At 66.2% G+C, this 22,897-nt stretch carries 23 protein-coding genes; 5 read left to right on the top strand and 18 right to left on the bottom strand.

Going from position 1 to position 22,897, the window contains the following annotated elements:
* Positions 1–3: 3 nt before the first annotated feature.
* Entirely contained in the window at positions 4–1,704 is a 1,701-nt protein-coding gene (locus ACNSN4_RS12020; protein ID WP_418286056.1) for a S8 family serine peptidase, read from the bottom strand.
* Between the two features lie 175 nt (positions 1,705–1,879).
* Here ACNSN4_RS12020 and ACNSN4_RS12015 point away from each other — a divergent pair, with 175 nt between their 5' ends.
* The gene (locus ACNSN4_RS12015) at positions 1,880–2,467 is read left to right on the top strand and encodes an NAD(P)/FAD-dependent oxidoreductase (RefSeq protein ID WP_418286055.1); all 588 of its coding nucleotides are present in this window, start codon (positions 1,880–1,882) and stop codon (positions 2,465–2,467) included.
* A gap of 12 nt (positions 2,468–2,479) precedes the next feature.
* On the opposite strand, the gene ACNSN4_RS12010 is transcribed toward ACNSN4_RS12015, so the two are convergent.
* The 7 genes from ACNSN4_RS12010 to ACNSN4_RS11980 form a co-directional block, all read right to left on the bottom strand.
* Positions 2,480–3,739: an FAD-dependent oxidoreductase gene (locus ACNSN4_RS12010; RefSeq protein WP_418286054.1), complete on the bottom strand. Its 1,260-nt coding sequence runs from the start codon at positions 3,737–3,739 to the stop codon at positions 2,480–2,482.
* Positions 3,740–3,975: 236 nt separating this feature from the next.
* On the bottom strand, positions 3,976–4,209 hold the full coding sequence (locus ACNSN4_RS12005; RefSeq protein WP_418286053.1) for a YgaP family membrane protein: 234 nt from the start codon (positions 4,207–4,209) through the stop codon (positions 3,976–3,978).
* Positions 4,210–4,401: 192 nt separating this feature from the next.
* The gene (locus tag ACNSN4_RS12000) at positions 4,402–4,827 is read right to left on the bottom strand and encodes a universal stress protein (protein ID WP_418286052.1); all 426 of its coding nucleotides are present in this window, start codon (positions 4,825–4,827) and stop codon (positions 4,402–4,404) included.
* Between the two features lie 148 nt (positions 4,828–4,975).
* Positions 4,976–5,953, bottom strand: a complete 978-nt coding sequence (locus ACNSN4_RS11995; protein ID WP_418286051.1) for a Gfo/Idh/MocA family protein — start codon at positions 5,951–5,953, stop codon at positions 4,976–4,978.
* Positions 5,954–6,040: 87 nt separating this feature from the next.
* Positions 6,041–6,589, bottom strand: coding sequence for a GNAT family N-acetyltransferase (locus tag ACNSN4_RS11990; RefSeq protein ID WP_418286050.1), 549 nt, complete (start codon positions 6,587–6,589; stop codon positions 6,041–6,043).
* A gap of 1 nt (position 6,590) precedes the next feature.
* Entirely contained in the window at positions 6,591–7,898 is a 1,308-nt protein-coding gene (locus ACNSN4_RS11985; RefSeq protein WP_418286049.1) for an ornithine cyclodeaminase, nickel-pincer nucleotide-dependent, read from the bottom strand.
* A gap of 107 nt (positions 7,899–8,005) precedes the next feature.
* On the bottom strand, positions 8,006–9,877 hold the full coding sequence (locus tag ACNSN4_RS11980) for a site-2 protease family protein (protein WP_418286048.1): 1,872 nt from the start codon (positions 9,875–9,877) through the stop codon (positions 8,006–8,008).
* 156 nt (positions 9,878–10,033) lie between these two features.
* Here ACNSN4_RS11980 and ACNSN4_RS11975 point away from each other — a divergent pair, with 156 nt between their 5' ends.
* Positions 10,034–10,273 (top strand): DUF8024 family protein, encoded by a 240-nt coding sequence (locus ACNSN4_RS11975; RefSeq protein ID WP_418286047.1) that lies wholly within the window; start codon positions 10,034–10,036, stop codon positions 10,271–10,273.
* Between the two features lie 166 nt (positions 10,274–10,439).
* Here the strand turns inward: ACNSN4_RS11975 and ACNSN4_RS11970 are convergent, their stop codons facing one another.
* The 3 genes from ACNSN4_RS11970 to ACNSN4_RS11960 all read right to left on the bottom strand — a co-directional run bounded on the left by ACNSN4_RS11970 (position 10,440) and on the right by ACNSN4_RS11960 (position 13,995).
* Positions 10,440–12,074: a methyl-accepting chemotaxis protein gene (locus ACNSN4_RS11970; protein WP_418286366.1), complete on the bottom strand. Its 1,635-nt coding sequence runs from the start codon at positions 12,072–12,074 to the stop codon at positions 10,440–10,442.
* A 179-nt stretch (positions 12,075–12,253) separates the two neighbouring features.
* Entirely contained in the window at positions 12,254–13,237 is a 984-nt protein-coding gene (locus ACNSN4_RS11965) for a 5,10-methylenetetrahydromethanopterin reductase (RefSeq protein WP_418286046.1), read from the bottom strand.
* A 2-nt stretch (positions 13,238–13,239) separates the two neighbouring features.
* Positions 13,240–13,995 carry a coenzyme F420-0:L-glutamate ligase gene (locus ACNSN4_RS11960; protein WP_418286045.1) on the bottom strand — a complete coding sequence of 252 codons (756 nt, stop codon included), beginning with the start codon at positions 13,993–13,995 and terminating at the stop codon, positions 13,240–13,242.
* 435 nt (positions 13,996–14,430) lie between these two features.
* Here ACNSN4_RS11960 and ACNSN4_RS11955 point away from each other — a divergent pair, with 435 nt between their 5' ends.
* A complete protein-coding gene (locus tag ACNSN4_RS11955) occupies positions 14,431–14,934 on the top strand; it encodes a DUF367 family protein (protein WP_418286044.1) in 504 nt (167 codons plus the stop codon).
* Positions 14,935–15,046: 112 nt separating this feature from the next.
* On the opposite strand, the gene ACNSN4_RS11950 is transcribed toward ACNSN4_RS11955, so the two are convergent.
* From ACNSN4_RS11950 to ACNSN4_RS11925, 6 genes are all read right to left on the bottom strand, one after another.
* Positions 15,047–16,102: an ABC transporter permease gene (locus ACNSN4_RS11950; RefSeq protein WP_418286043.1), complete on the bottom strand. Its 1,056-nt coding sequence runs from the start codon at positions 16,100–16,102 to the stop codon at positions 15,047–15,049.
* Entirely contained in the window at positions 16,099–17,184 is a 1,086-nt protein-coding gene (locus ACNSN4_RS11945; RefSeq protein WP_418286042.1) for an ABC transporter permease, read from the bottom strand. Before ACNSN4_RS11945 ends, ACNSN4_RS11950 begins: the two co-directional genes overlap by 4 nt.
* Positions 17,185–17,228: 44 nt before the next feature.
* Positions 17,229–18,812: an ABC transporter ATP-binding protein gene (locus tag ACNSN4_RS11940; protein ID WP_418286041.1), complete on the bottom strand. Its 1,584-nt coding sequence runs from the start codon at positions 18,810–18,812 to the stop codon at positions 17,229–17,231.
* Positions 18,813–18,905: 93 nt separating this feature from the next.
* Entirely contained in the window at positions 18,906–20,015 is a 1,110-nt protein-coding gene (locus ACNSN4_RS11935) for a BMP family lipoprotein (protein WP_418286040.1), read from the bottom strand.
* Between the two features lie 63 nt (positions 20,016–20,078).
* Entirely contained in the window at positions 20,079–20,216 is a 138-nt protein-coding gene (locus ACNSN4_RS11930) for a hypothetical protein (protein ID WP_418286039.1), read from the bottom strand.
* Positions 20,213–20,845 (bottom strand): hypothetical protein, encoded by a 633-nt coding sequence (locus ACNSN4_RS11925; RefSeq protein WP_418286038.1) that lies wholly within the window; start codon positions 20,843–20,845, stop codon positions 20,213–20,215. Before ACNSN4_RS11925 ends, ACNSN4_RS11930 begins: the two co-directional genes overlap by 4 nt.
* 255 nt (positions 20,846–21,100) lie before the next feature.
* Between ACNSN4_RS11925 and ACNSN4_RS11920 the strand changes: the two genes are divergently transcribed.
* A complete protein-coding gene (locus tag ACNSN4_RS11920) occupies positions 21,101–21,478 on the top strand; it encodes a YccF domain-containing protein (RefSeq protein ID WP_418286037.1) in 378 nt (125 codons plus the stop codon).
* A 183-nt stretch (positions 21,479–21,661) separates the two neighbouring features.
* On the opposite strand, the gene ACNSN4_RS11915 is transcribed toward ACNSN4_RS11920, so the two are convergent.
* A complete protein-coding gene (locus tag ACNSN4_RS11915) occupies positions 21,662–22,075 on the bottom strand; it encodes a winged helix-turn-helix domain-containing protein (protein WP_418286036.1) in 414 nt (137 codons plus the stop codon).
* Between the two features lie 104 nt (positions 22,076–22,179).
* Between ACNSN4_RS11915 and ACNSN4_RS11910 the strand changes: the two genes are divergently transcribed.
* A complete protein-coding gene (locus ACNSN4_RS11910; RefSeq protein ID WP_418286035.1) occupies positions 22,180–22,794 on the top strand; it encodes a DUF7509 family protein in 615 nt (204 codons plus the stop codon).
* The last annotated feature ends 103 nt before the right edge of the window (positions 22,795–22,897 follow it).

Below are 22,897 nucleotides of genomic sequence, written 5' to 3'. Positions count from 1 at the left end.
CGCTCAGCGGTCTCCCGGTCCCCTTCTCGTACGTCGGACGAGCGACGCAGCCGCAGCGAGTGACACGACCGCGACGAGCGGTCCGAATCCGGGGATATCGTCGTTCGTCTGTGCATCGTCGGCGACACCGTCTTCGACGCCCTCGGCGGTACCCCCACCGCTCTCTGTCGGCTCCGGTTCCGGGGGCGTCGCCTCTACGGCGGCCGCGACGGCGGCGGGCGCGTCGGCGACCCCGTGACCGTATCGGGCGTCCGGGCTCGACGCGCCGGTCGGGTGAACCGCGGTGTCGACGATCGCGGCCTGCAGATCCGCGTCGGTGACCCGCCCGTCCGTGGCCGCGACCGCGAGCGCCGCGATCCCGGAGACGTGCGGGGCCGCCATGCTGGTCCCCTGTCGGCGGACGTACCCGTCGGTCGTTCCCGCCGCCGCGCTCACGACGCCGACGCCGGGTGCCGTCACGTCCGGCACGACGTAGTGCTCGGGCCAGTCGTCTGGGTACGCTCCGAACGCGGCGGTGGCGTTGATCGGCTGCCCGCTGGAGAACGCGGCCACCGCTCGGTCGTGATCGACCGCACCGACCGCGAGCGCGTCATAGACGTTTCCGGGACCCGACGAGGTGTCCGGCCCCTCGTTTCCGGCCGCCGTGACGACGATCGATCCCGTCGCGCGGGCGTTGCGGACCGGAGCGATGAATCCCCGGAACGTTCCGTTGGCGCCGAGGCTCATCTGGAGCACGTCGGCGTCGTTCTCGACGGTCGCGTGTTCCATCGCCGCGAGCACGCCCGCGAACGTCGCTGACCCGTCCTCGCCGAACGCGTCGATCGCGTACAGGTCGGCGTCGGGTGCGACCCCGATGTGTGTCCCCGAGGCGTTCCCCCCGCTGACCGTTCCGGCGACGTGGGTACCGTGGCCGTCGGGGTCGACCGCGTCCGCGCGATCGTCGCTCAGGAGGGTCCCGTTCTCGTCGAACGACGCCCAACCGGCGACCGTGATATCCCGATGTGCGGGGTCGACGCCCGTGTCGATGACGGCCACGCTCGCGCCCGCACCACGGGTGCCGAAGCGCTCCCACGCCGTCGGCGCGTCGACGAGGCGTAGCCCGGCCGTGTGCGTCCCCGACGGCTCGGCGTCGATCTGCGGCGGATGGGGTACAGCCCGAAACGCGGCCGGTTGCGAAGCACTCGCCGCCACCCCGCCGTCAAGCGTCTCGATCGCGACGTTCTCGTGAATTCGGGTGACGTTCGCGACCGCGAGCAGGTCCGCGGTATCGACCGCGTCGGCGTCGACCGTAACGAGCATCGCGTTCGCCAGCCAGAACTCGCGCTCGACGGTGACCCCCGGACGCGCGTCGGCGAACGACTCGAAGGCCGTCTGCTCCGCGGCGGCGTGCTCGCGGAGGTCGCTGACTGCTTCCGATCCGTCACCGTCGGACGATCCGAGCTCGTCCGGCTCCTCGACGGGTGTGAACCGGACGATCACCGTCGTCGTCCCGTTCGCGTCGTCGAGCGGAGTCGAGTTCGCGGCGTCAGTGCCGTCTCCGAGCGTCTGAATCCCACTGTCGACCCCGGCTGCGGCGGCCGCGGATCCCGCGAACCCGACGAGGAGGACGAGCAGGGCGAGAGCGACGACGAGCAGCGAGACTCCGCGAACGAGGGCCTTCGATCCGGGAGCGTAGACCGACACCACCGGCGGAGCCGCGTTCATACATTAGACAATATCGACGAGTGGAAGTAACTTCGGCTCCGTGCCGGTCATCCGAACGCCCGCCGCGGTCGAGTCGGCTGATTGTCCGGATACTGTCGGCGCTCCGAATACCGTCGACCCTCCGGATCACCGGTTTCACCAGCGCTTATCACGCACGCGACCATTTATCACGCACATGGTAGACGTAGCTATCGTCGGCGGCGGACCGGCCGGACTCAGCGCGGGACTGTTCGCGGGAAAGAACGGACTTGAGACGGTTCTGTTCGACACCGATAAGACGTGGATGCACAAGGCGCATCTGTTCAACTATCTCGGCATCGGCTCGGTCGGCGGCAGCGAGTTCATGGCGACCGCCCGCCAGCAGGTCGACGACTTCGGCGTCGACCGCCGCGAAGACGAAAAGGTCACCGAGGTCGAGTCGTCCGGCGACGGGTTCGCGTTGACCACGGAAGACGGTGAGTACGAGGCCGACTACGTCGTGTTAGCGACGGGCGCGAACCGCGACCTCGCCGAGTCACTCGGCTGCGAGTTCGGCGACGACGACACCGTCGACGTCGGGGTCTCGATGGAGACGAGCGTCGCGGGCGCCTACGCGACCGGCGGGATGGTCCGCGCCGAGGAGTGGCAGGCGGTCATCGCGGCCGGCGACGGCGCGGCCGCCGCGCTCAACATCCTCTCGAACGAGAAGGGGGAGCACTACCACGACTTCGACGTGCCCGACACCGCGAGCGCGGTGTTCGGCGGGCTCATCGACGACGAGTAGTCACCCGACGATTCACTCCCTAGCTGCGGAGACGACGTCGGCGTCGGTCGGGTTCGCGCCGCCGTAGCGCTCGACGAACGCGTCGAGCTGCGCCGGGTCGTCGGCGCCGGGGAGGGGTTCGGTCGCCGTCTCACAGGACGCGTCGACGCCCAGCCGTTCACAGACGCGGTCGGCGGTCACTTCGGCCATCTCTCGATACGTCGTCAGTTTACCGCCGACCACGCTGAACAGGTTCGGTACCCCTTCGTCGCCGTGATCGATAAGCGTGAATCCTCGGGAGATTCCCCGTCGGTTCGCCCCGGCCTCGTCGGGGCCGTACAGCGGCCGGACGCCCCACCAGGTCCTGACTTCGGGCGCGTCGGCGACTCCCGGGAGCATCGCCGCGCACTCCTCGACGGAGCGCTCGACCTCCCAGTCGGCGGTCTCGTAGTCGTCCGGATCCGAGACCGGAACGCTCGTCGTTCCGAGTACGACCTCGCCGTCGTGGGGCACGACGATATCGCCGTCGTCGGGGTCGCGACACCGGTTCAACACCGGACCGAGACCGTCGTACTCGACCGAGACCATCACGCCGCGGCTGGGGGCCATCCCGACCTCGACGCCGGCCAGTCCCGCGATCCGATCGGCCCACGCCCCGGTGGCGTTGACGACGTACGCCGGGTCGAGTGTCGCGTCGACATCGCCGCCGACGTGGACCGCCGAGACGCCGCCTCCGTCGGCGTCTTCCCCGTCGTGAGCCGTCTCGATCTCCTCGATCGGGGCGTGGGTGTGGACGGTCGCTCCGTGGCGTTCCGCGTCGGCCGCGTTCGCGGCCACGAGCCGCGACGGATAGATGACGCCGTCCGGGACGCGGAAGGCCTCGGCGACCTCATCGGCGAGTCCAGGGACCAGTTCCCGTGCGGCGTCTCCGTCGATCCGCTCCGTCTCGATGCCGATCTCTTCGCAGGCGCTCAGTTTTTCCTCGAAGTACTCGGGATCGTCGCCGTCGAGTCGAACGAACAGCCCGCCCGTCTCGCGGACGCACGCGCCGGCGATATCGCGGAGCGTCCGGTTCTCGGCCAGACACTCCGCGGCGCCGGGCGCGTCGGCCTCGGCGTACCGCGCCCCGCTGTGGAGCAACCCGTGCGAACGCCCCGACGTGCCGCCCGCGAGCCCGCCGCGTTCCGCGAGCGTCACGTCGACGCCGCGCAGCGTCAGATCGCGGGCGATACCGGCGCCGGTCGCGCCGCCGCCGATCACGAGGACGGTCGGATCGTTCGGGTCGTCACTCACGCAACTACACCCCTGTTGACGGGAGCGAGTCGATTCTCACGGCCCGTCACGTCCCGCTGTCGCTCCGGTCGAGCGTCCATATGTATGTTACGAGTGAACACACTTGAGGCTGCCGTCGACGGTGGAACGGATCCGAAAATCGGCTACGAGGCACCCCCCTCGCGACAGAACCAGACTCGTTTTCAGTCCCTGTGACGCGTCGGCTGCGACCCGCTCCTGCGATACGGCAATCTAGTTTACTTCGAGTCGCCGGGCGACACCGAACAGGTGTCGACCCCGATCAACGAGTAGAGCCCGCAGGTTCCAGTCGCCGCCGTCGCGAGCATCGCGGTGGCGGCGATACCGAACACGAGTGCGGCGATACTCGGAAGCGGAACGGCTCCCGCAAGTACGCTCAGCGAAAGGGCGCCGAACACGGCGCCGAGGGCCGTCCGAACGCGCTTATCTGTCACACCGACATTCTGATTCATACATGTTCCAATACAATGCACAACCGTAAATACGTTCTTACTACCGCCCCGCGCGGCCGTGTCAGTCGAATGTATCGGGAGCGTCTGGTGGCTAGCAGTCGCGTTCTCGCCGCTGCGACCGTCGCCGTCGCTGGCCTTGCAGCCGCCGCGGGGTCAACGACCGACGAGACATCGACCGACGGGGACTCACACTTAGCGGATCACCGTCACGGGAACGTCGGCCTTGTCGACAACGCTCTTCGCGACGCTGCCGACGACTCGCTCGCGCTCCTCACTCAGCCCGCGGTGGCCGACGTAAATCGCGGCCACTGGCTGTTCGCGAGCGTACTCGGTGATCGAATTGGCCGGCCGTCCGGTGAGTAGCTGCGTTTCGATGTCGATCGGCTCGTCGCCGACCGCCTCCTCGGCGATCCGTCGCGCGTTCTCGAGGATTCCCTGCCCGGCTTCGACGGCCGCCTCCTCGCCCGGCAGGATGATCGTCCCGTCAACGAGCTCCGAGTCCGGAGTGAGTACGTGCGCGATTTCGAGTGTCTCGTAGAACGCGACCGCCTGCCGTGCCGCGTATCGGACCGCCTTATCGCCCTCGGTGGAACCGTCAGTGGCAACCAGATAACTCATACGTGAGTGTAGTGAGGACGGCACCATAACTCCTGTCCGGCGTTCTCATCGGGTAGCATCGACACCTCGTTCATATAGTCGACGGCGGAAACGTGTCTCGGCAGTATCGCGCCACAAATCGACCCCTGTCGTCCCGCGAGTCCAACGCCTACCGTCCAGCAAGTTCGACCCGGTCGCCGTCCGACGCGTGGATCGCGTCGAGTACCTCTTGCACCCGGGTCGCCTCGTCGAACGACACGAGGTCGCCCGACTCACCGTCTATCGCGGCCGCGAACTCGTCGAGCAGCGTCGCCGTGGTGTCACCCCGCTCGTCGACGAGGGCCGACTCGCTCTCGCGACCGCGGTCGCGAACGAGCCGGTGCCACGCCGTCAGCGTCAGCGACCCGTCCTCGCCGACGACCGTAATCGCGTTCGCCTCGTCGCCCTCGTGGTCGCACAGCAGGTCGAGCGTGCCGCGGACGCCGCCGGCTCTGAACGTCCCGACGACGTCGTCTTCGTACGTCTCCGGCCCGGTGTAGCCGACGTCGGCGCTCACGGCGTCGACGGAGTCGAACAGTTCCTGCACGCCGAACAGAAAGTGCGTTCCGACCTCCCGCAGCGGGCCGCCCTGCTCGCGGGATTCGAGCCAGGAGACGTCCTGCCACTCGCGGGGCCACTGCGGGAAGCGGAACCGCAGTTCGACGCGGCGCGGGTCGCCGATCGCCCCGTCGGCGACCAGCTCCCGCAGGCGGACGAACCCCGGCGTGTACCGGAACGGGAGGTTCACGGCCGTGACGCGGTCCGTCTCCGCGGCCAGCTCGGTCATCGCGCGCCCGGTCTCGGCGTCGGCGGCGATCGGCTTCTCGCAGATCACGTGTCGGTCCGCGGCGAGCGCGCTCGCGACGACTTCCTCGTGAGCCAGCGGCGGGACGCCGACGTACACCGCGTCGAGCCCGTCGAGATCGACGAGCGTCTCGTGGTCGGTCGTCGTCACCGTGTCGTCGGTTCCGTGGTCGGCCGCCAGCGCCGCGGCTCGATCGGCGTCGAGGTCGCAGGCGGCGGCGAGCGCGAACCGGTCGTGGGCGTCGATCGCGGCGGCGAGTCGGTTCCCGATCACGCCGCAGCCGACGATGCCGATGTCGTACATGGATCCGCAGAACAGACTGGGAGGTTTGTAGTTTCGGGGACGGCGCCTACGGGGACCCGGATCGGTTGCCGCCGAGCGGCTGCCAGATCAGTCGTCGTTCAGCGGCCGCGCGACCATCTCGCCCCACGAATCGAACCCGTGGCGGTCGTAGAACGCCTGGGCCCGCCCGTTCGCCGGATCGACGTCGAGCGCGATCCGGTCGAGCGGGAGGGCCTGATCGCCGGCGAGGTCGACGGCGGCGGCCATGAGGTCGTCGGCGACTCCCGTCCCGCGGTGCGCGGGCGCGACGTACAGCTCGTTGATCACGGCGGCGTCCCAGATCATCGCGAGGCGCTCGGGGAGGACGAAGACGTAGCCGACGATGTCCTCATCGGTGCCGGGGTCTCTCCGCTCGTCGGCGTCCAGATCAGCCGTCGCGTCGACCGCGACCGTCACGCACCGCTCGTCGTCGGCGACGCAGCGACCGACCCACGCGAGCCATCGGTCTCGGTAGTCGTCGGTAAGCTTCTCCTCGTACGCCGCGGCCTTCTCGTCGCCGCCGGTGTTCTCGCCGAGGCCGCGCTCGAAAGCGAGCTTGCAGTCGTACAGGCCGTCCGCGTCGGTCTCGGGGTCGTACGGTCGGAGCGAGACGGTCACGTTACTCACCGTCGGCACAGTGGCGGTCGTGATCGGCGGCCCCGTCGAGTCCGACGTTCTCGTCGGTCATCTCCGCCTGGTCGAGCACGAACTCCGCGAGCGTGGGGACGAACGTCCCGATGTCCGTGACCATCCCGACCGCCTGCGCCGAGCCGCGATCGAGCAGCTGCGTGACGGTGGCGGGGTTGATGTCGACGCAGACGGTCTTCGTCGTCGACGGCAGGCAGTTCCCGACCGCGACGGAGTGCAGCAGCGTCGCGAGCATCAACACGATGTCGGCGTCGTGCGCCTGATCGCGGATGGCGTCCTGCGCCTCGACCGCGTCGGTGATGGTGTCCGGAAGCGGTCCGTCGTCGCGGATCGAGCCCGCGAGCACGGTGTCGACGTCGTTTTTCACGCACTGGTACATCACGCCCTCACCGACGATCCCGTCTTCGACGGCCGCCTCGATCCCGCCGGCGCGGATGATCTCCGAGATGGTCCAGATGTGGTGTTTGTGCCCTTTCCGCGGGTGTTCGAGCGTCTCCACGTCCATTCCGAGCGAGGTGCCGTACAGCGAGCGCTCCAAGTCGTGGGTCGCGAACCCGTTCCCGGCCGAGAGCGCGTCGACGTATCCCGCCTCGACCAGCTTCGCGAGCGCGTCGCCCGCGCCCGAGTGGATCACCGCGGGGCCGGCGACGACCATCACGTTCCCGCCCGATTCGCTCACCGCTCGGAGCTCCTCGGCGACCTCGCGGATCGTCGACTCGGAGGGGCGCTCCGAGGAGACGCCGCCCTGCATGAACCCGAACGCGCCGCCGCCGCTCCGCGGACGCTCCGGGGGTCGCACCCGGATCCCGGACTGGTCGGTCGCGATCAGGTCTCCCTGTTTGACCGCGTTAAGCACCTTCGTGTACGCTCGGGGGCCGCCCGCGGGACCGTCTGGTTCGACGACCAGCGCGCAGTCCATCTCGATGCGCTCCACCTCGATCCACTCGCCCTCGTACAGCACCTCGGTCGGGTGGTTCGTGGTCGAGTAGAAGTTCGGCGGGACGACCTTGTCCGCGGGCGCGGCGACGAGGTCCACGTCGGTCGGGTTCTCTAACACCGCGCCGTTCTGGTGAAGCTCGTGGAGGATCGCCTGAAGCGTCTCCGCGTCGTCTGCCGAGACGGCCATGCGACAGTACGACTCGGCCTCCTCGTGGGTCCCCACGTCGAACTGCTCGACGTCGAAGGAGCCGCCGAGGTCCATCACCGCGCCGAAACAGCGCTGCATCGTTCCGCTGTCGATGATGTGGCCCTCTATCTCGACAGTGCGTGAGTGGCTCATACGTCACCGTTTCGCCGCGCGGAGAAACCGGTTTCCCATTCGGCGAACGTCGCGGTCACGCCGAAAAAGCGCGATGGCGACCGTCGAATCGGCCGGCGCCGACCCGCTCAGATCAGCCCGAATGCCCCGAGTATCTGATTCCCGAAGATCATCGCGATCAACCCGAACAGCATCACGAGCCCGGACGACACCGTTATCGTGCGGACCGCGGCGTGGCGGTCGCCGAGCGGGACTCGGCTCATGACCGCCTCGGCGACCATCCGGAGGATCCGCCCCCCGTCGAGCGGGAATGCGGGGAGGCAGTTGAACAGCGCGAGCTGGATGTTGATCCACCCGGTCCAGAACAGCAGGTTCGCCAGGAGGAACACCCCGCCGCCGAGGACGGCGAGTGACCCGTCGACCATATAAAAGTTGGTGAGCTCACCGGTGAAGCCGGCGAAGTTGAACGGAAGCCCGAACAGACTGCCGAGCGGGAGGATGAGCGCCACGAACACGAGGCCGAGCGGCGACTCCGTGAGCCCCCCGAGCGCGAGTCCGTCGGTCGCGCCCTCGCCGCCGTCGCCGCCGAGTAGTTCGAGATACGCGCCAGCGGGGTACTCCGACACGCCGACGTCGTCGAGCGCGAGCCCGCTCGTTCCCGGGAAGACGTTAACCCCGATGAACCCGCCGTCGCGGTTCGGGTGTTCCGCGAGTTCGACGTCGTAGCTCACGCGCTCGTCGGCGGCGTCGTACGCGACGACCTCGACCGTGGTACCGGGCTCCCGCTCCCCGAGCACCGACGCCAGGTCGTCGTTGTCGCGGACGCGGTCCCCGTCGATCTCGACGACCGTCATCGGCTCGCCGAGCGAGGCGCCCGCGTCGTGGATCGCGCCGCCGTCTTGTACGCCAACGATGTACGCGCCGATCGGGATCTCAGTCCCTGACGCGGCGGCGTCGCCCACGGCCGACTCGGGCCCCTCGACCGCGACGGTCGCGCGCTCGTCGTCGCCGACAGCGGCGAAGAAGCCGCGCTCGGTCGCGACCGTCTCGCCGTTCACCGACGTGACCGTCACGGGCGCGTCGGTGATGGTCACACCGAGCGGGTTCCCCCCGGCGGATCCGATCACCTGGAGCCGCCGATCCAGTTCGACCGAGCGCGAACCGTCGCCGTCGTCGACCGTGAGGGTCACGCTGTCGCCGGCGTCGGCGATCGCGCTCTCGAACTCGGCGGCGGTGTCGACGGGCGTCCCGGCGACCTCGACGATCCGATCGCCCTGCGTGACGTCGGCGGCCGCGGCCGGCGATCCGGGGGTCACCTCGCCGACCGCGTAGCCCGGTGCGGGCGAGATCGCGCCGACGACCGGCCCGAAGAGCAGGGCGAACACGACGATCGTGAGGAGGGTGTTCGCGGTGACGCCGGCGGCGAACATTCGCGCGCGAGCGCCCCGAGAGGTCGCTTGCGTCGCCTCCTCGTTCGGTTCGACGAAGGCGCCCACGGGGAGGAACGTGAAGAAGACGAGCCCCATCGACTCGATGTCGATCCCCTCGACGCGACAGAGGAGTCCGTGTGCGCCCTCGTGCACGATCATCGCGATGGCGAGGCCGACGACGATCTCGAGGGCGACCGAGAGCGGGAGGAAGTCGTTGACGCCGGGGATGATGAGGAAGTTCTGCGGCTGTTGGATCGCGGCGGGCTGCGGGCTAGCGAGCGTCGAGATCGCCGAGGTGACGATGAGGACGAACGATCCGATCATCGCGACGAGCGCGCCGCCGAGCCCGAGGTTCGCGACCGCACGCCAGAACCGCTTCGGCCCGGAGAGCCGGTCGAGGAAGACGCGTCCGCGGAGGGTGCGGAGCGTGAGTACCGGTCCGGAGACCCCGACTGAGTCGGGGAGAATCCCGTTGTTCCGGAGCCACATCGCGGCCGCGGAGTACGCGAGGATCCCCGTGAGGACCCACAGCAGCGTGTTCTCGGCGACCAGCGCCGTCAGCGTGTTCATTACGGGTAGATCCGTGGCGGCCGTGTGTAAGCCGTTCGGTTACCGGAGAGGGAGATGGTCGTGCGGGCTCGGGAATCTCGTTTTCGTCGCTCGGAGTGCGACCGCAGAACGACCGCGAACTCAACACCCAAGTACCCCCCGGATCAACGACCGCGTATGATCGCGCTCATCGATTTCGTCACGCGGGTAGTCGGCGACGTCGGTCGATTCCTCGACATCTTCCTGAACGACCTGATCCTCGGTGCCGGAGATCCGCTGTCGGTGCTGCTGGTCCTCGTCGGACAGGTGCTGCTTCTCGCCGCCGTCGCGGTGTTCGGGTACGCTGCCGTCGGCGCACTACTCCGCGAAATCGGCGTGAACCTGCCCTCACTCGGCGGTCGCGGCCGAAGTGAGTAGGCCCCGGACAGGAGAGTCAGATCGGGAGCGGAAGAAGATCAGATAGGTCGGCCGTCGTTCAGTCGTCGGCCGTCGTTCAGTCGTCGGCCGTCGTTCAGTCGTCGGCCGTCGTTCAGTCGTCGGCCGTCGTTCAGTCGTCGGCCGTCGTTCAGTCGTCGGCCGTCGTTCAGTCGTCGGCCGTTTCACTCGCGGTTCTCGCACCCGCCTCACCGGCGCTCAGCCCGCGCTCTGTGCGCTCGGCCGTCGGGACGGTGAACGCGTCGAGCGTCGCCAGCAGCTCGTCCGACTGATCGGAGAGGGTGTGCACCCGCCGAGTCACCTCCGAGACGGTCGCCGTCTGCTCTTCGGCCGCCGCCGCGACCGTCTCCGACTCGGTGGCCGTCTGCCGACTGACCGCAGCGATATCGTCGACCATATCGACGACCTCCTGTGTCGTCCGGGCCTGATCGTCGGTCGCGTCGCTGATCTCTTGGACCGTCTCGTCGACGGTCGTCACGTCCTCGACGACCCCCTCGAACTCGCGGAGCGTGGACTCGATCGTGTCTACGCTCTCGGCGACCTGCGCCTCCATCGTCTCCACGTCGGTCGCCGTCTCCGTCGACGCCGTCTGCACCTCGTCGATGCGCCCGGAGATCGCCGCGGCCTCCGCGCGGGTCTCCTCCGCCAACGCCTTCACCTCGTCCGCGACCACCGCGAAGCCGTCGCCGGAGCCGTTCGCCCGGGCCGCCTCGATCGACGCGTTCAGCGCGAGCAGGTTCGTCTCCTCGGCGATCCCGTCGATGACGGAGGCGATCTCGTCGATCTCCTCGATCCGGTCGACGAGGTCGGCCACCGCGGTCGCCGTCTCCGCGATCCGCGCCTCCAACCGCTCCAGTTCCGCGATCGCCTCGACCGCCTCCTCGCGGCCCGCTTTCCCTCGCTCGGCGGCGTTCCGCGCGGTCGCGGCCGCGTCGTCGGCCGACGCCGCGATCTCCTCGACGGTCGCCGAGAGCGTGCTCATCTCGCCGGAGACCGCCTCCAGTTGATCGGTCTGTGTAGCGGCGCCGTCGGAGATCTCTTGGACCGAGCGCGCGACCTCCTCGCTCGCGTCGTCGACCTCGTCCATGCTCGCCCGCACGTCGTCGCTCGTGTCCGCGACGTCATCGGTGAACGCGTGGACCTCGCCGACCGTTCCGCCGAGAGTGGCGACGAGCCGGTTGTAATTTCCGACGAGCGCGGCGTATCTGTCCTCCGCTGTCGCCAGCGCGTCGGCGTCGATCGTCGCCGTGAGGTCGCCGTCCTGCGCGCGCTTCGCGGCGTCGGCGAAGGCGTCGACGACCGATTCGAGCTCCGTCGTGTACGCCTCCATGTCGGCCGCCATCGCCGCGAGCGACTCGCCGAACGCGCCCGGGACGTCCGCGTCGACCGCGGGGTCGTCGAACCGTCGATCCGCGAGCGCCTCTGCCTGCGCCGAGACGGTTCCGAGGTACTGCTGAACGTCGGCGAAGGCGTTCACGAGGCTACCGATCTCGTCGGGCTGGTCGCTGCCGGTGAGTTCGATCGCCTCGACGTCTCCGGCCGCGATCGCCTGGGCACCCGCCTCCAACTGGTGTAGCGGGGCGACGAAGTCCCGGCGCACGATGAGCAGCGTGTTGTAGATGGCGACGACCGCGCCGAGAAACAGGACCCCCGAGACGACGTACATCCGTGTTCCGGAGAACAGAAACGGAGAGAGAAAGATCGCGACGGTGATCAGAAACTGGATCCCGACTGCGGTGACCACCTTTCGCTCTATCGACGCCGAGACTCCCAAGCGGTCCATCGTCGCCCAGAGGAACGACTCGTATCGACCTCGGAGGCCCGACGATCGCTGTCGCGTGTTCGACATACCGCTAGCTCGACGGAACCGGGTTATGAACCTCTCCCCGGAGTTATCAGCGGCGATTCTCGATTCCCGGGGCGTGAGAATCCGAGGCGTGTTGGACGTGGATTCCGGGGAGGTTAGAACAGTCCGTCGAGCGCGTCGGCCGCGAGGTCGACGCTCGCCTCCAGATCCGGGCCGAGCGGCGACCCGACGACGAGCCCGTCGGCGTGCTCGGCCACGCTCGCGGCGCGCTCGTGGACCGCGTCGGGATCGCCCGCCATACAGAACGCGTCGACCATCTCGGGCGTTACCAGCTCGAAGGCCGCCGAGAACTCGCCCGCCGAGACGCGCTCGCCGATTTCGGACGCGGCGTCGGGGTCGATCCCGTGTCGCTGCAGGACCGGAGGTGCCGCCCCCGCGGTGATGAACGCGACGGGCGGGCGAGCGGCCTCGCGGGCGGCCGCCTCGTCCTCGTCTATCGAGACCGCGGCGTAGGCGACGAGGTCGAAGTCGCCGCGACCCTCGGGGCGGTCGGAGAGCCCGTCGTCAACCTGGTCGCGGGCCCACGCGAGGTCATCGGGATGCGAGCCGTTGTACAGGAGTCCGTCGGCGTGTTTCGCGGCCATCCGACACATGTGCGGGCCCTCGCCGCCGACGTGGACCGGGATGTCCGCGCCCTGCGGGGGCTCGTAGTTGAGCCCGGCCTCGCTGGCGTCGAACGTCCCGTCGTGGTCGACGCGCTCGCCAGCCCACAGCGTCTGGGCGGTCTTGAACGCCTCAAGCACCGAGCGGAGGCCGCGCTGGTCGGCGAGCCCGAGGTTGCGGAGCGTCGAGGGGTCGCCGGGACCGAGTCCGAAGACGGCGCGCCCCTCCGACAGCTCGTCGAGCGTGGCGACTCGCGAGGCGAGCGTCACCGGGTGCGTCTCGTAGGGGTTGGCGACGCCCGGACCGAGCCGGACGGAGTCCGTCGCGGTCGCGAGCTGCGAGAGGAACGCCCACGGGTCGCGGTTGTTGTAGTGACACGTCGAGTAGACGGCGTCGTAGCCGGCCTCCTCGGCCCGGACGCCGAGGTCGACGAGGCGGTGCAGGTCGTGTTCGGGGGTGAGTTCGATACCGAGCATGGTTACCTTTCAAACGTCCACTGTCGGAGCGCCTGCCGCACGAAGTCGCCGTCCGCCTCGCGGAAGTGATTGTCCGAGCCCTCGTGGTCGCCGAACGACCAGTCGCGAACGACGACGACGGGGGTGCCGCCGTCGCCCTCCCCGGCGACGAGGTTGGCCGCCGCCGCGAGCTCGTCGATCACGTTCTGGACGGTGACGCCCATCTCGCGGCCGTCGCGGTCGCGCTCGCCGCGCCAGTCGCGGCTCGCCGGGATACCGGCCCAGCCGATGGCGACCCCGCGCTGGCCGTGTCTGAACGGGCGGCCGCAGGTGTCGCTGACGACGACGCGGTCGGCCGCGATCCCCTCGCGGATCCGCGCCGCGCTCTCCGAGGGGCGCTCCGGGAGCAACAGCAGGTCCCCGCCGGGGACGTTCGACCGATCGATGCCCGCGTTGACGCCGATGTGACCGAACCGAGTCGCCGTCAGGAGGAACGGTGCCTCCATGATCAGTTCCGTCGACTCCTCGATCACGGCCTGCGCGAAGCGCGGGTCCTTCTGTTCGCCCGCGATCGCCGCGAGCCGGTCGGCCACCTCGTTCGCGCGGGGGCTCGGCTGGAAGTCGCCGAGGTCGCAGGTGCGGCCCTCCGCCTTGGAGACGACGGTGCTGGCGACGACGACGACGTCGTCCGCGCGGAGATCGACGCGCTCGTCGATCATCGCCGCGAGGTCGTCTCCCTCCCGGATCTCAGGGAGGCCGGGCACCGCGAACAGCTCCATGCGATCACATGCGGGGCAACGAGGAAAAACCCCGCCGGTACCGGGTCGGTTTGACGGTATCCAGAGCGCGGTGCGAGACGACTAACGATCGTTGTCGAATACAAGGAGAGTCCGAGTCTGACAGAAATATAGACTCAAATACAGTAATAAATCTCATACTAGTAAACGTGTATTAGGAGATCGGCGGAATAACTGTTGTTTTAGCTGAACTCTTTTGTACGGTGAAACGCGAGTGACGACCGCGATGAGCGAACCAACACCCGAAGACGAATCGGATCCGATCGCGACGCAGACGCGCGTCCCGTCGGAAAGCGACGACCCCGAGTCGATGGTGACGCAGACCCGCGCGCCGTGATCGGGCGCAACCGACGGCCCCGAGCATTTTTGCTGACTCCGTCCGCACGCCTTATAAACGACTCACCCAAACTCGCACGTGTGGACCTTCACGTCCGGTACGAAGGGGACGACGACCCCGACAAGTGCACGGCCCGGAAGCTCGCGCGATTCGACCTCGCCGAGCTCCACCGGTCCGACCGCGCCACGCCCTACGGCGTCGTGTTGAACCCCCACGCCGAGCGCGCGCTGTCGCCCGCCGACGCCGACGTCGCCCGCGAGAACGCGCTCGTCGCGCTCGACTGCTCGTGGGAGTCGGCCGGTGAGAAGATGTTCTCGCTCCCGGGCGAACACCGGGCGCTCCCGTACTTAGTCGCCGGCAACCCCGTGAACTTCGGGCGACCGATGCGGCTCACCACGGTCGAGGCGTTCGCGGCCGCACTCATCATCCTCGGCGAATCCGACCACGCCGAGCGGATCATGGCGAAGTTCACGTGGGGCGAGACGTTCCTCGAACTCAACGAGGAGCCGCTCCGTCGGTACGCCGACTGCGAGGACTCGGCCGAAGTCGTCGCCGTCCAACAGGAGTACCTCGACCGCGAGTGACGTCTACGGCCGTCGAGACACGTCCTGTATCACTCATCGATGTGGTGACCGCTCACTTCACCGGAAGGCCCTCCGCACATTCAGCGTCGAAAAAGAGGGTGACCGGAGGATATCATTCCTCTTTTTCGTACGGTTCGCCGACTGATGACGGCATCCGCGTTTTTCCCCAGACGGTCAACACGACCACGACTGCGGCGTACGGGAAGAGGTTGACAAGCCTGCTGGGAACCTCGATGCCGACCGTTTGGAACTGGATCTGAAGCATGTCTAAGCCGCCGAATAAGACCGCGGCCATCGCCGCACCGAGCGGGTTGTAGTTCCCGAACAGGTACGCGACGATGGCGATCCAGCCGCGGCCGTCGACCATTGTCGGGCCGGTTCCGACGAAGTTCCCCGCGTGAGCGAACAGAACCGCGCCACCGGCACCGGCCATCGCGCCGGAGAATATCACCGTCGCGTACCGCACACGGTTGACGTTGATACCGGCCGTGTCGAGCGCAGTTGGGTTCTCACCGGCCGCCTGTATCCAGTAGCCGTACCGCGTCCGGTAGAGGAAGACCCACGAGAGGAGTACAACACCGATAGTCAACAGCACGAGCGGCGATTGATCGAAGAGGATTTGACCGACCCACGGCAGGTCGGCGAGATACGGGACCGCGAAACTGTCGACGCTCGCGAGGCCTGGACTGTTTCTACTTCCCCACACGTAGGTCGCGAAGAACGGCCCGAACCCGAGCCCGATAAACCAGACCGCCAGCCCGGCGACGATCTGATTCGCTTGGTACCGAATCAGAAGCAGCGCAAACACGACCGTCAGCGCCAAACTCGCGAGGATCGCGGTGAAGACGGCGACCCAGATGTCCGCCTGTGTCGGTGACGTGCCGCCGAGTGCGAACACCACGCTCGCACTGGTGATCGCACCGATGATCATGAACCCCTCCAGTCCGATGTTGAACACACCGCTTTTTTCGGCGTACAACCCGCCGATCGCGGCGAGAGCGATCGGCGTCGCCATCTGGAGCGACCGGTTCACGTACCCGACGGTAACCAGTCGACCGAGTTCCCAGTCGGCACGGACGACACCGTACACGCCGAGGAGACCGAGAACGACAGCGAGCGCGACTCCCACCCGAAATCGGGTCGTCGCGGCATCGCCGGAATCGCTCATCGGTCGTCCCCCGTGATACCGAGACGAAGCGCGGCCATACGGAACAGTTCCGGTGCAGCGACGAACAACACCACGAGGCCGATGATTCCGTCGATGAGTTGGACGGGGACGTTACTGGCGATCTGGATGTGTGATCCCGCCGAGTTCAACCCGCCGAACAACAGCGCGGCGGGAACCACACCGATCGGGTTGTTCGCGGCGAGTAAACTGACGGCGATCGCGTCGAATCCGTAACTGCCGATCCCCGACGGGTCAGTGAAGTACCCCTGGATCATGATGGCGAAGACGGCGCCGGCGATGCCCGCGATCATTCCCGATAGCGTCATCGTCGTGACGATCGTTCGCTTAGCGTTCACCCCGGAGTAACGGGCTGCCGAGGCTTGGATCCCGCTGGTGACCATATCGTAGCCGGTGTTGATCCTCGTCATGAGGAACGCGACGACGACGACGACGACGAGCGCCAACCCGAGTCCGACGATCGAGAAGTTCGGGTCGTCGAACACGATCCGCGGGAACGTCACGTACTCGGGAAGCCGTTCGGTTCGCACCGACGTCGCGTCGGCCCCGCGGAGCCTGCCGCCGACGAGCCATCCGCCGACGCCGATCGCGATGAAGTTCAGCATGATCGTCGTGATGATCTCGTTCGCGTCGGCGTACGCCTTCAGCGCTCCGGGGAGCGCACCGTAGAGTCCCCCAGCCACCGTCGCAACGAACAGCCCAAAGCTGATCAACAGCACACCGCCGACAGGCCCGGTGGGGAGTGCCGGCGCAGCCCACACGATGGCGACGACGCTGGCAAGTCCGCCGACGACGAACTGTCCTTGGACCCCGATATTGAACACCCCAGCCCGAAACGCGACGGCCACCGCAACACCGGCCAGAATAAACAGCGTCGTGAACCGGAGCGTGCGTGCGACAGCACGTTCGCTCCCGAACGCGCCGACCGCTAACTGAGCGGCAAACCGGGCCGGATCATAGCCCGCGATGCCGACGATGAGGATCCCGATGGCGAGTGCGAGTCCCGCAGATGCCGCCGCAATCGCGACCCGTTCAACGACAGTAGCCGCGGTCAGTCGCGCCATAAGGCGTTTAGCGCCGGCGAATACGCGTTGTCCGCCGGTTGCGCTCATCGGTCGTCACCGCCCTCAGCGAGCTGCTCGCCGGTTGTGCGATCGGCCGGTAGCTCTTGGCCAGCCATCAGGAGACCGAGGTCCTGTTCGGTGACGGCCTCGGGATCGACGACGTCGATAAACTCTCCCTCGTACATGACCGCAATGCGGTCGGAGAGCTTCTGAACTTCCTCGAGTTTCGAAGACACGAGAACGACCGCGAGTCCCTCGTCGCGGAGCGAGAGCATCCGGTCGTGAATGAACTCGATGGCACCGATATCGACGCCACGAGTGGGGTGCGCAGCGATCATCGCGTCCGGACCGTGCTCGATTTCTCGACCGACGATGAATTTCTGCTGATTACCGCCCGACAGCGATCGTGCCTTCGTCTCGGCGTGGGGGGGCTGCACGTCGTACGCGTCAACGATCTGTTCGGCGTGGTCCGCGACCGCCGACCAATCGATGATCCGGTTCGACACGAACGGCTCGATCGTCTGATTACCCAAGAGTGCGTTTTTGACGAGGTCGTACTCCATAACCACTCCCTCTACCTGCCGGTCCTCTGGGATGTACGCGATGCCGTCCTCGATCCGGGAGCGTCGGCTGTTAGTCGTGATACGGTCGCCGTGGAACACCACCTCACCGTCAGTCGGTGTCCGAAGGCCGGTCAGCGCCTCGACCAACTCCGTCTGACCGTTGCCCTGTACGCCAGCGATACCGAGAATTTCGCCTTCACGGACCGTTAGTCCGACATCGTGAACCTGTTCGAGCCCACGGTCACCACGGACGTGGAGCTGTGTTGTTTCGATAACTGGCTCGCCGAGTGAGGTCTCTCGTTGCTCCCGTTCCGAAGTGATCTCTCGACCGACCATCATTCGTGCGAGATCGGTTTCGGTGGTCGAAGCCGCGTCGACGGTCCCGATCACGGAGCCGTCGCGGAGCACGGAAATCTCACTCGCCGCCTTCAGCGCTTCGTCGAGCTTGTGTGTGATGAAGATCAGCGAGTGGCCGTCGTCCGTGAGATCGCCCATGAGCTCGATCAAGCTGTCCACTTCCTGGGGCGTGAGCACCGCGGTCGGCTCATCGAGGATGAGGATCTCCGCGCCGCGGTAGAGGCTCTTGACGATCTCGACGCGCTGTCGAATCCCGACGTCGAGATCTCGAACCATCGTGTCGAGATGCCGTGCCACGTCGAATCCGTATCGAGAACTAAGCGCTTCGATATCTCGCCGCGCCGAATCCTCGTCGATAAGCCCGTTTGTGACGGGTTCGTGACCCAAGATGATGTTCTGGAGGACGGTCATCGGCTCGACCAGCTGGAAGTGCTGATGGATCATCCCGATACCGGCATCCATCGCGTCCCGTGGCGAGTCGAATGATCGTTGCGTGCCGTGGACCGCCACGGTTCCTTCGTTCTGTTGATACAGTCCGTACAGAACGCTCATTAGCGTCGTCTTACCCGATCCGTTCTCACCGAGTAAGGCGTGGACAGCGCCCTCTTGAAGGGTGAAATCGACGTCGTCGTTGGCCACGACGTCGCCGAACCGTTTCGTGATCCCCTCTAACCGGACGGCAGGCGGCGTGTCGGTGGGTGTGCTCATGTAGTGCGGAGATTCTCAGTGGTCGTCGTCGATACACGTCGACTGGAGTCGAACCGTCGATGGGGGACGGTACACCCCCCTTACGCGACGTGGTTAACAGCCAGTCGGACCGCAGGTCAGCTCGATTTCCCCGTCGATGAACGCCTGTTTCGCTTCCTCGAGCGAGTCGTCGAGGGCCGCGGGGAGGGCTCCCTCGAACTGTTGGCCGGTGATAAAGTCGATCCCACCTTGCTCGATGCTGAGGTTCTGTTCACCCGAGACGCTTCCCCAGTCGTCCTGTGCCGCTGCAGCACCGACCTGATACGTCGCTTCGTTGAGTGCCTTGACGGCCGAGCCGAGGATGACGTCCGCGTACTGCTCCGCGGTCACTGACTGATCGACGTCGACGCCGAGGGCGAACCGGTCCTCGTTTTGCGCGGCGGCGAACACCCCGCGGCCGGCGGCCGACGCCGCGTGCCAGACGATATCCGCTCCGTCGTCGATCTGTGATTCCGCGACGTCGCGCGCCGCGCTCGTGTCGGAGAAGCTCCCGCCGTACCCCGTGAGAACCTCGACGTCGTCGTTTACCCACTCGACGCCCTCGATGTACGATTGCTCGAAGGCGTTGATCAGGTCGATATCCTCACCGCCGACGAAGCCGACGGTCGTTCCCGACGGATCGGTACTGCTACCGGCGTGAGAGATGTCTGCAGTCGTCAGCGTTCCCGCAGCAACGCCCGCGAGGAAGGACATCTCGTTGTTCATTTCGATCCAGCCGGAGACGTTGTCCTGTCCCTCGACGTGGTCGTTGATCAGCATCCAGTTCTGATCCTCGTACTCGACGGCGTTCGTTTCGAGCGCGTCGAAGTGGTTGAACCCGACGAGAACGATGACGCTGTATCGTTGTTGTTCGGCGAGCTCCGCCTGCACGGACTGGTACTCCGCTTCTTCGGTTTCCTCGACAGCGTTGACCTCGCGGTCGAACTCCTCGGCCGCTTCTTCGAGCCCCTCCAGCGCGTTGTCGTTGAACGCGTTGTCGTCGAATCCGGCAGGGCTCGACACGATCGCGAAGTCATTGCGGTCACCCGCCTCATCGTCACCCAAGCATCCGGCGAGTGCCCCGGCCCCGACTACTGCGGCACCGGTTCCAAGGAACGACCGCCTGTTCAACCGTGCTGACGAGCGCTGAATGTCACCGTGGTTTGGCGTTGATGAGTCTTGCATTTCATGACGAAAAACCATGGTATACCATATAAGTACTCGTTTTCTAACAGGACATTCGCGATCTCAGAAGCCGGCACCAGTCCGAGCGAGCGCTCCAGCACGGCGGCCGTGGCCGACGAGTCGTCGGCGACGAGCGTACCACGACCGCGGCGAGCGCGCCGACGACCAGTTCCCGAGCAGGCCGTTGAGCAGCATCGTCATCGAGGCTCGATCTCAACGCTGACGTCGTCGACGTAGTGAGCGGCGTCGCCCTCCCAGATCACGGCGTGGCCGATCGCGACGTAGAGGGTGTCCGTCGAGAGCTCCGGCGTCGTCCATTCGAAGCGATACTCCCGCCAACCGTCGGTAAGCCACAGCGGTTCCCGAAGCCCACCGTAGGGCGCCTCCCCGAGATCGGTCGTGTTCACTCCTGGGTGTGGAAAATCCTCCTCGACTGCCGGTGGGTCGGGACCGAGATACATCACCGCGTCTCGAAGGGTGTTGAACGACTCCGACTCGCTCCAGATCTGGGCGGACACCGTCGCCTCGTATGCCTGCCCGGCCTCGATCGAAACGGGGTGGACGCCCCAGGTCACGCCGTCGTCGTAGTCGCCTTCGTTCCAGATCCGCAAGGAGTATTCACCCGACGCCGCCTCCGCTTCGGAGATTCCGAACTCCCACTCGAACTCCTCGAGGTCGACCTCGGGCCCGATAGCTGCGCCGCTCTCCCACTCGCCGAGACCGTCCTCGAAGCCCTCTTCGAACGCGGGCTCCCTTGATTCCCCCAGACAGCCGGCAACGGTCACCGCTCCGGTCGCCGCACCGAGCTCGAGGTACTCTCTTCGTCGCATGGGACCACTTCACAAGAGACGCACATAAAATCGAGTTTCGACCGAGAAGTCCGGGTTCTCTGGTGACAGAAGATGCCTCACCAGATCGAGGAATCGGTGGACTGCGGCGGGAAAGACGTTGCCGCAGTGAAATTGTGATGCTTCCTCGCGCTCGCGGCCGCGGATGTCCGGGTTCGTAGTCGTCTACGTCCGAGCGAGTCGAAGACGTCCGGAATCGACGATACGGATTTACTGCTTGGGAATCTATCGCGACTGATGACACAACGATCCCTCCTCGTTCGCGCGCTGTGGTTCGTGTTCGTCGGCTGGTGGGTAACACCGATCGTCGTCAACACTGCGTGGCTGCTCAACGTCACGGTTATCCTGCTGCCGATAGGCATCAAGCTGATCAACCTCGTGCCGACGGTGCTCACGCTCGCGGAGCCGCGGTCGCTTTCGGAGCCTGAGTCGGCGCGAGGACAACGCTCGCTCGCCGTCCGGGCGATCTACTTCGTCCTCGTCGGGTGGTGGCTGAGCCTGCTCTGGGCGAACGTGGCGTCGGTCCTCGCAATCACGGTCGTGGGGCTCCCGGTCGCAATCTGGATGCTCAACCGGCTGCCGTACGTCACGTCGCTGTACCGGTTTCACGGGTGACCCTGGCGGTCACTGCCCGGTCGGCGTCGTCCGAGGCGGACCTCAAACCGAACGAAAGCGTGTCGTGACGTGGGCACGGATTCTGCGTGACGAGCGCGTCGGTCGGGTCTTCGAGCGGATATGTCTTTTATACAGAACTTCGGCAGTGCCAATTTTCGCAGTCCCCTTGAGAAACGGCACTCGCTACTGTTCGGTCGAACTGTTGTACATCGCATCGAACACTTCCTCACCGCGGATCAGGTCGTCGACGCCGTTTGTGAGCGTCACCTCGCCGAACACCGTCGCTCGGTAGTACGTGTAGAGGCCGTCTGCTCCTCGCTCGGTGTGTTGACGTTTTTCGACGAGTCCCACGTCGACGAGTTTGTTGAGGTGGTAGTGGAGGGTACTGTCGTCGATGTCGATCGCTTCTTCCAGTTCTTTGGGGCTCATGTCGCCGCTGTGGACGAGCCGATAGAGGATTTCGTATCTGGTGCGGTGCCCGACCGCTGCGTGCATCGCTAGGTACTCGTCAAGGCTGAGGACGCTCTCCTCCGGCAGTAGGTCTTCGGGATCCTCCGGGAATCCCCCTCCGGCCGTCTCCGTGTGGTCCGTCGCCATCTTAGTCTACGGTACGGGAGAGAGAGTTTTAGGCTTTCTCAAGCCGAATCCTCTCAAAAATTGGGTCTTTTAAGTATTTTCAGCGGGCACGATCGCTCAGGACTATGGAGATTACGCGCGACTTGATTGCCGAACGGTTAGGTCACGTGACGTACGACCGGTTTCTCTTCTACTTGATGGGCCCATACAAATCGTTCAATCTCAACTACGTCCTCAGCGAGACGGAGCGCCAAGAGATTGACGTGGAGGACCTCCCGGGGCCGCTTCGCCAGTTGTTTCAAAACAAAGAAGAGATCGACGCGGCGCAGGCACTCTTGCGACGGGTGCAGGGAGCACTTCGCGTGAAACCCGGAGTGAACGCATTTCTCGCTCTAGACGTTGACGTGGATACTGATGATGTGGACGCGGCGACTCAAAGCGTCGAGTACACGCAGTGTAGCAACGCGACTGCGTTCATCTTGCCGTTTCTCGGCCATAATTTCGGCGTCGGAGAAGAAGCAGGGAGTATTCTGGAGGCGCTTTCGGAAACCCACGGTGACCGGTTGATCTTCATTCACGAGGACGATGTCACGAGTGCGATGATACGGTCCGCACAGGTGCGATGGGACTTGCGAGTAGCAACATACGAGACCGAGTCAGAGCTCATTTCGAAACTTCGGCTGTTCGCCGGTGGTATCATGCATCGAGAACGCCGGGGAGATCTCGAGCTGTTGGATTGATTTGGCGCTGTTGAAATCCTCAGTAGGCGATCCACTTTGACTCCTTGTGCGGTCAATACAGGGGACTCAGATACCGATGTAGAGCGCTACGCTCCCGACGGTA

This window comes from Halorubrum marinum (assembly GCF_048381195.1).
Lineage (GTDB): Archaea > Halobacteriota > Halobacteria > Halobacteriales > Haloferacaceae > Halorubrum.
Note: the sequence above shows the minus strand (reverse complement) of the source record. Positions and strands in the feature narration are given on the sequence as shown.

Bases quoted from the DNA above. Each gene is read 5' to 3' on its own strand.
- ACNSN4_RS11980 (WP_418286048.1), bottom strand. From the start codon at position 9,877: ATGAACACGCTGACGGCGCTGGTCGCCGAGAACACGCTGCTGTGGGTC.
- ACNSN4_RS11930 (WP_418286039.1), bottom strand. From the start codon at position 20,216: ATGACGATGCTGCTCAACGGCCTGCTCGGGAACTGGTCGTCGGCGCGC.
- ACNSN4_RS12000 (WP_418286052.1), bottom strand. From the start codon at position 4,827: ATGAGTTATCTGGTTGCCACTGACGGTTCCACCGAGGGCGATAAGGCG.
- ACNSN4_RS12015 (WP_418286055.1), top strand. From the start codon at position 1,880: ATGGTAGACGTAGCTATCGTCGGCGGCGGACCGGCCGGACTCAGCGCG.
- ACNSN4_RS11920 (WP_418286037.1), top strand. From the start codon at position 21,101: ATGACACAACGATCCCTCCTCGTTCGCGCGCTGTGGTTCGTGTTCGTC.
- ACNSN4_RS11910 (WP_418286035.1), top strand. From the start codon at position 22,180: ATGGAGATTACGCGCGACTTGATTGCCGAACGGTTAGGTCACGTGACG.
- ACNSN4_RS11950 (WP_418286043.1), bottom strand. From the start codon at position 16,102: ATGAGCGATTCCGGCGATGCCGCGACGACCCGATTTCGGGTGGGAGTC.
- ACNSN4_RS11945 (WP_418286042.1), bottom strand. From the start codon at position 17,184: ATGGCGCGACTGACCGCGGCTACTGTCGTTGAACGGGTCGCGATTGCG.
- ACNSN4_RS11985 (WP_418286049.1), bottom strand. From the start codon at position 7,898: ATGAGCCACTCACGCACTGTCGAGATAGAGGGCCACATCATCGACAGC.
- ACNSN4_RS11965 (WP_418286046.1), bottom strand. From the start codon at position 13,237: ATGCTCGGTATCGAACTCACCCCCGAACACGACCTGCACCGCCTCGTC.
- ACNSN4_RS11915 (WP_418286036.1), bottom strand. From the start codon at position 22,075: ATGGCGACGGACCACACGGAGACGGCCGGAGGGGGATTCCCGGAGGAT.
- ACNSN4_RS11960 (WP_418286045.1), bottom strand. From the start codon at position 13,995: ATGGAGCTGTTCGCGGTGCCCGGCCTCCCTGAGATCCGGGAGGGAGAC.
- ACNSN4_RS12005 (WP_418286053.1), bottom strand. From the start codon at position 4,209: ATGAATCAGAATGTCGGTGTGACAGATAAGCGCGTTCGGACGGCCCTC.
- ACNSN4_RS11925 (WP_418286038.1), bottom strand. From the start codon at position 20,845: ATGCGACGAAGAGAGTACCTCGAGCTCGGTGCGGCGACCGGAGCGGTG.
- ACNSN4_RS11970 (WP_418286366.1), bottom strand. From the start codon at position 12,074: ATGGACCGCTTGGGAGTCTCGGCGTCGATAGAGCGAAAGGTGGTCACC.
- ACNSN4_RS11935 (WP_418286040.1), bottom strand. From the start codon at position 20,015: ATGCAAGACTCATCAACGCCAAACCACGGTGACATTCAGCGCTCGTCA.
- ACNSN4_RS11975 (WP_418286047.1), top strand. From the start codon at position 10,034: ATGATCGCGCTCATCGATTTCGTCACGCGGGTAGTCGGCGACGTCGGT.
- ACNSN4_RS12020 (WP_418286056.1), bottom strand. From the start codon at position 1,704: ATGAACGCGGCTCCGCCGGTGGTGTCGGTCTACGCTCCCGGATCGAAG.
- ACNSN4_RS11940 (WP_418286041.1), bottom strand. From the start codon at position 18,812: ATGAGCACACCCACCGACACGCCGCCTGCCGTCCGGTTAGAGGGGATC.
- ACNSN4_RS11995 (WP_418286051.1), bottom strand. From the start codon at position 5,953: ATGTACGACATCGGCATCGTCGGCTGCGGCGTGATCGGGAACCGACTC.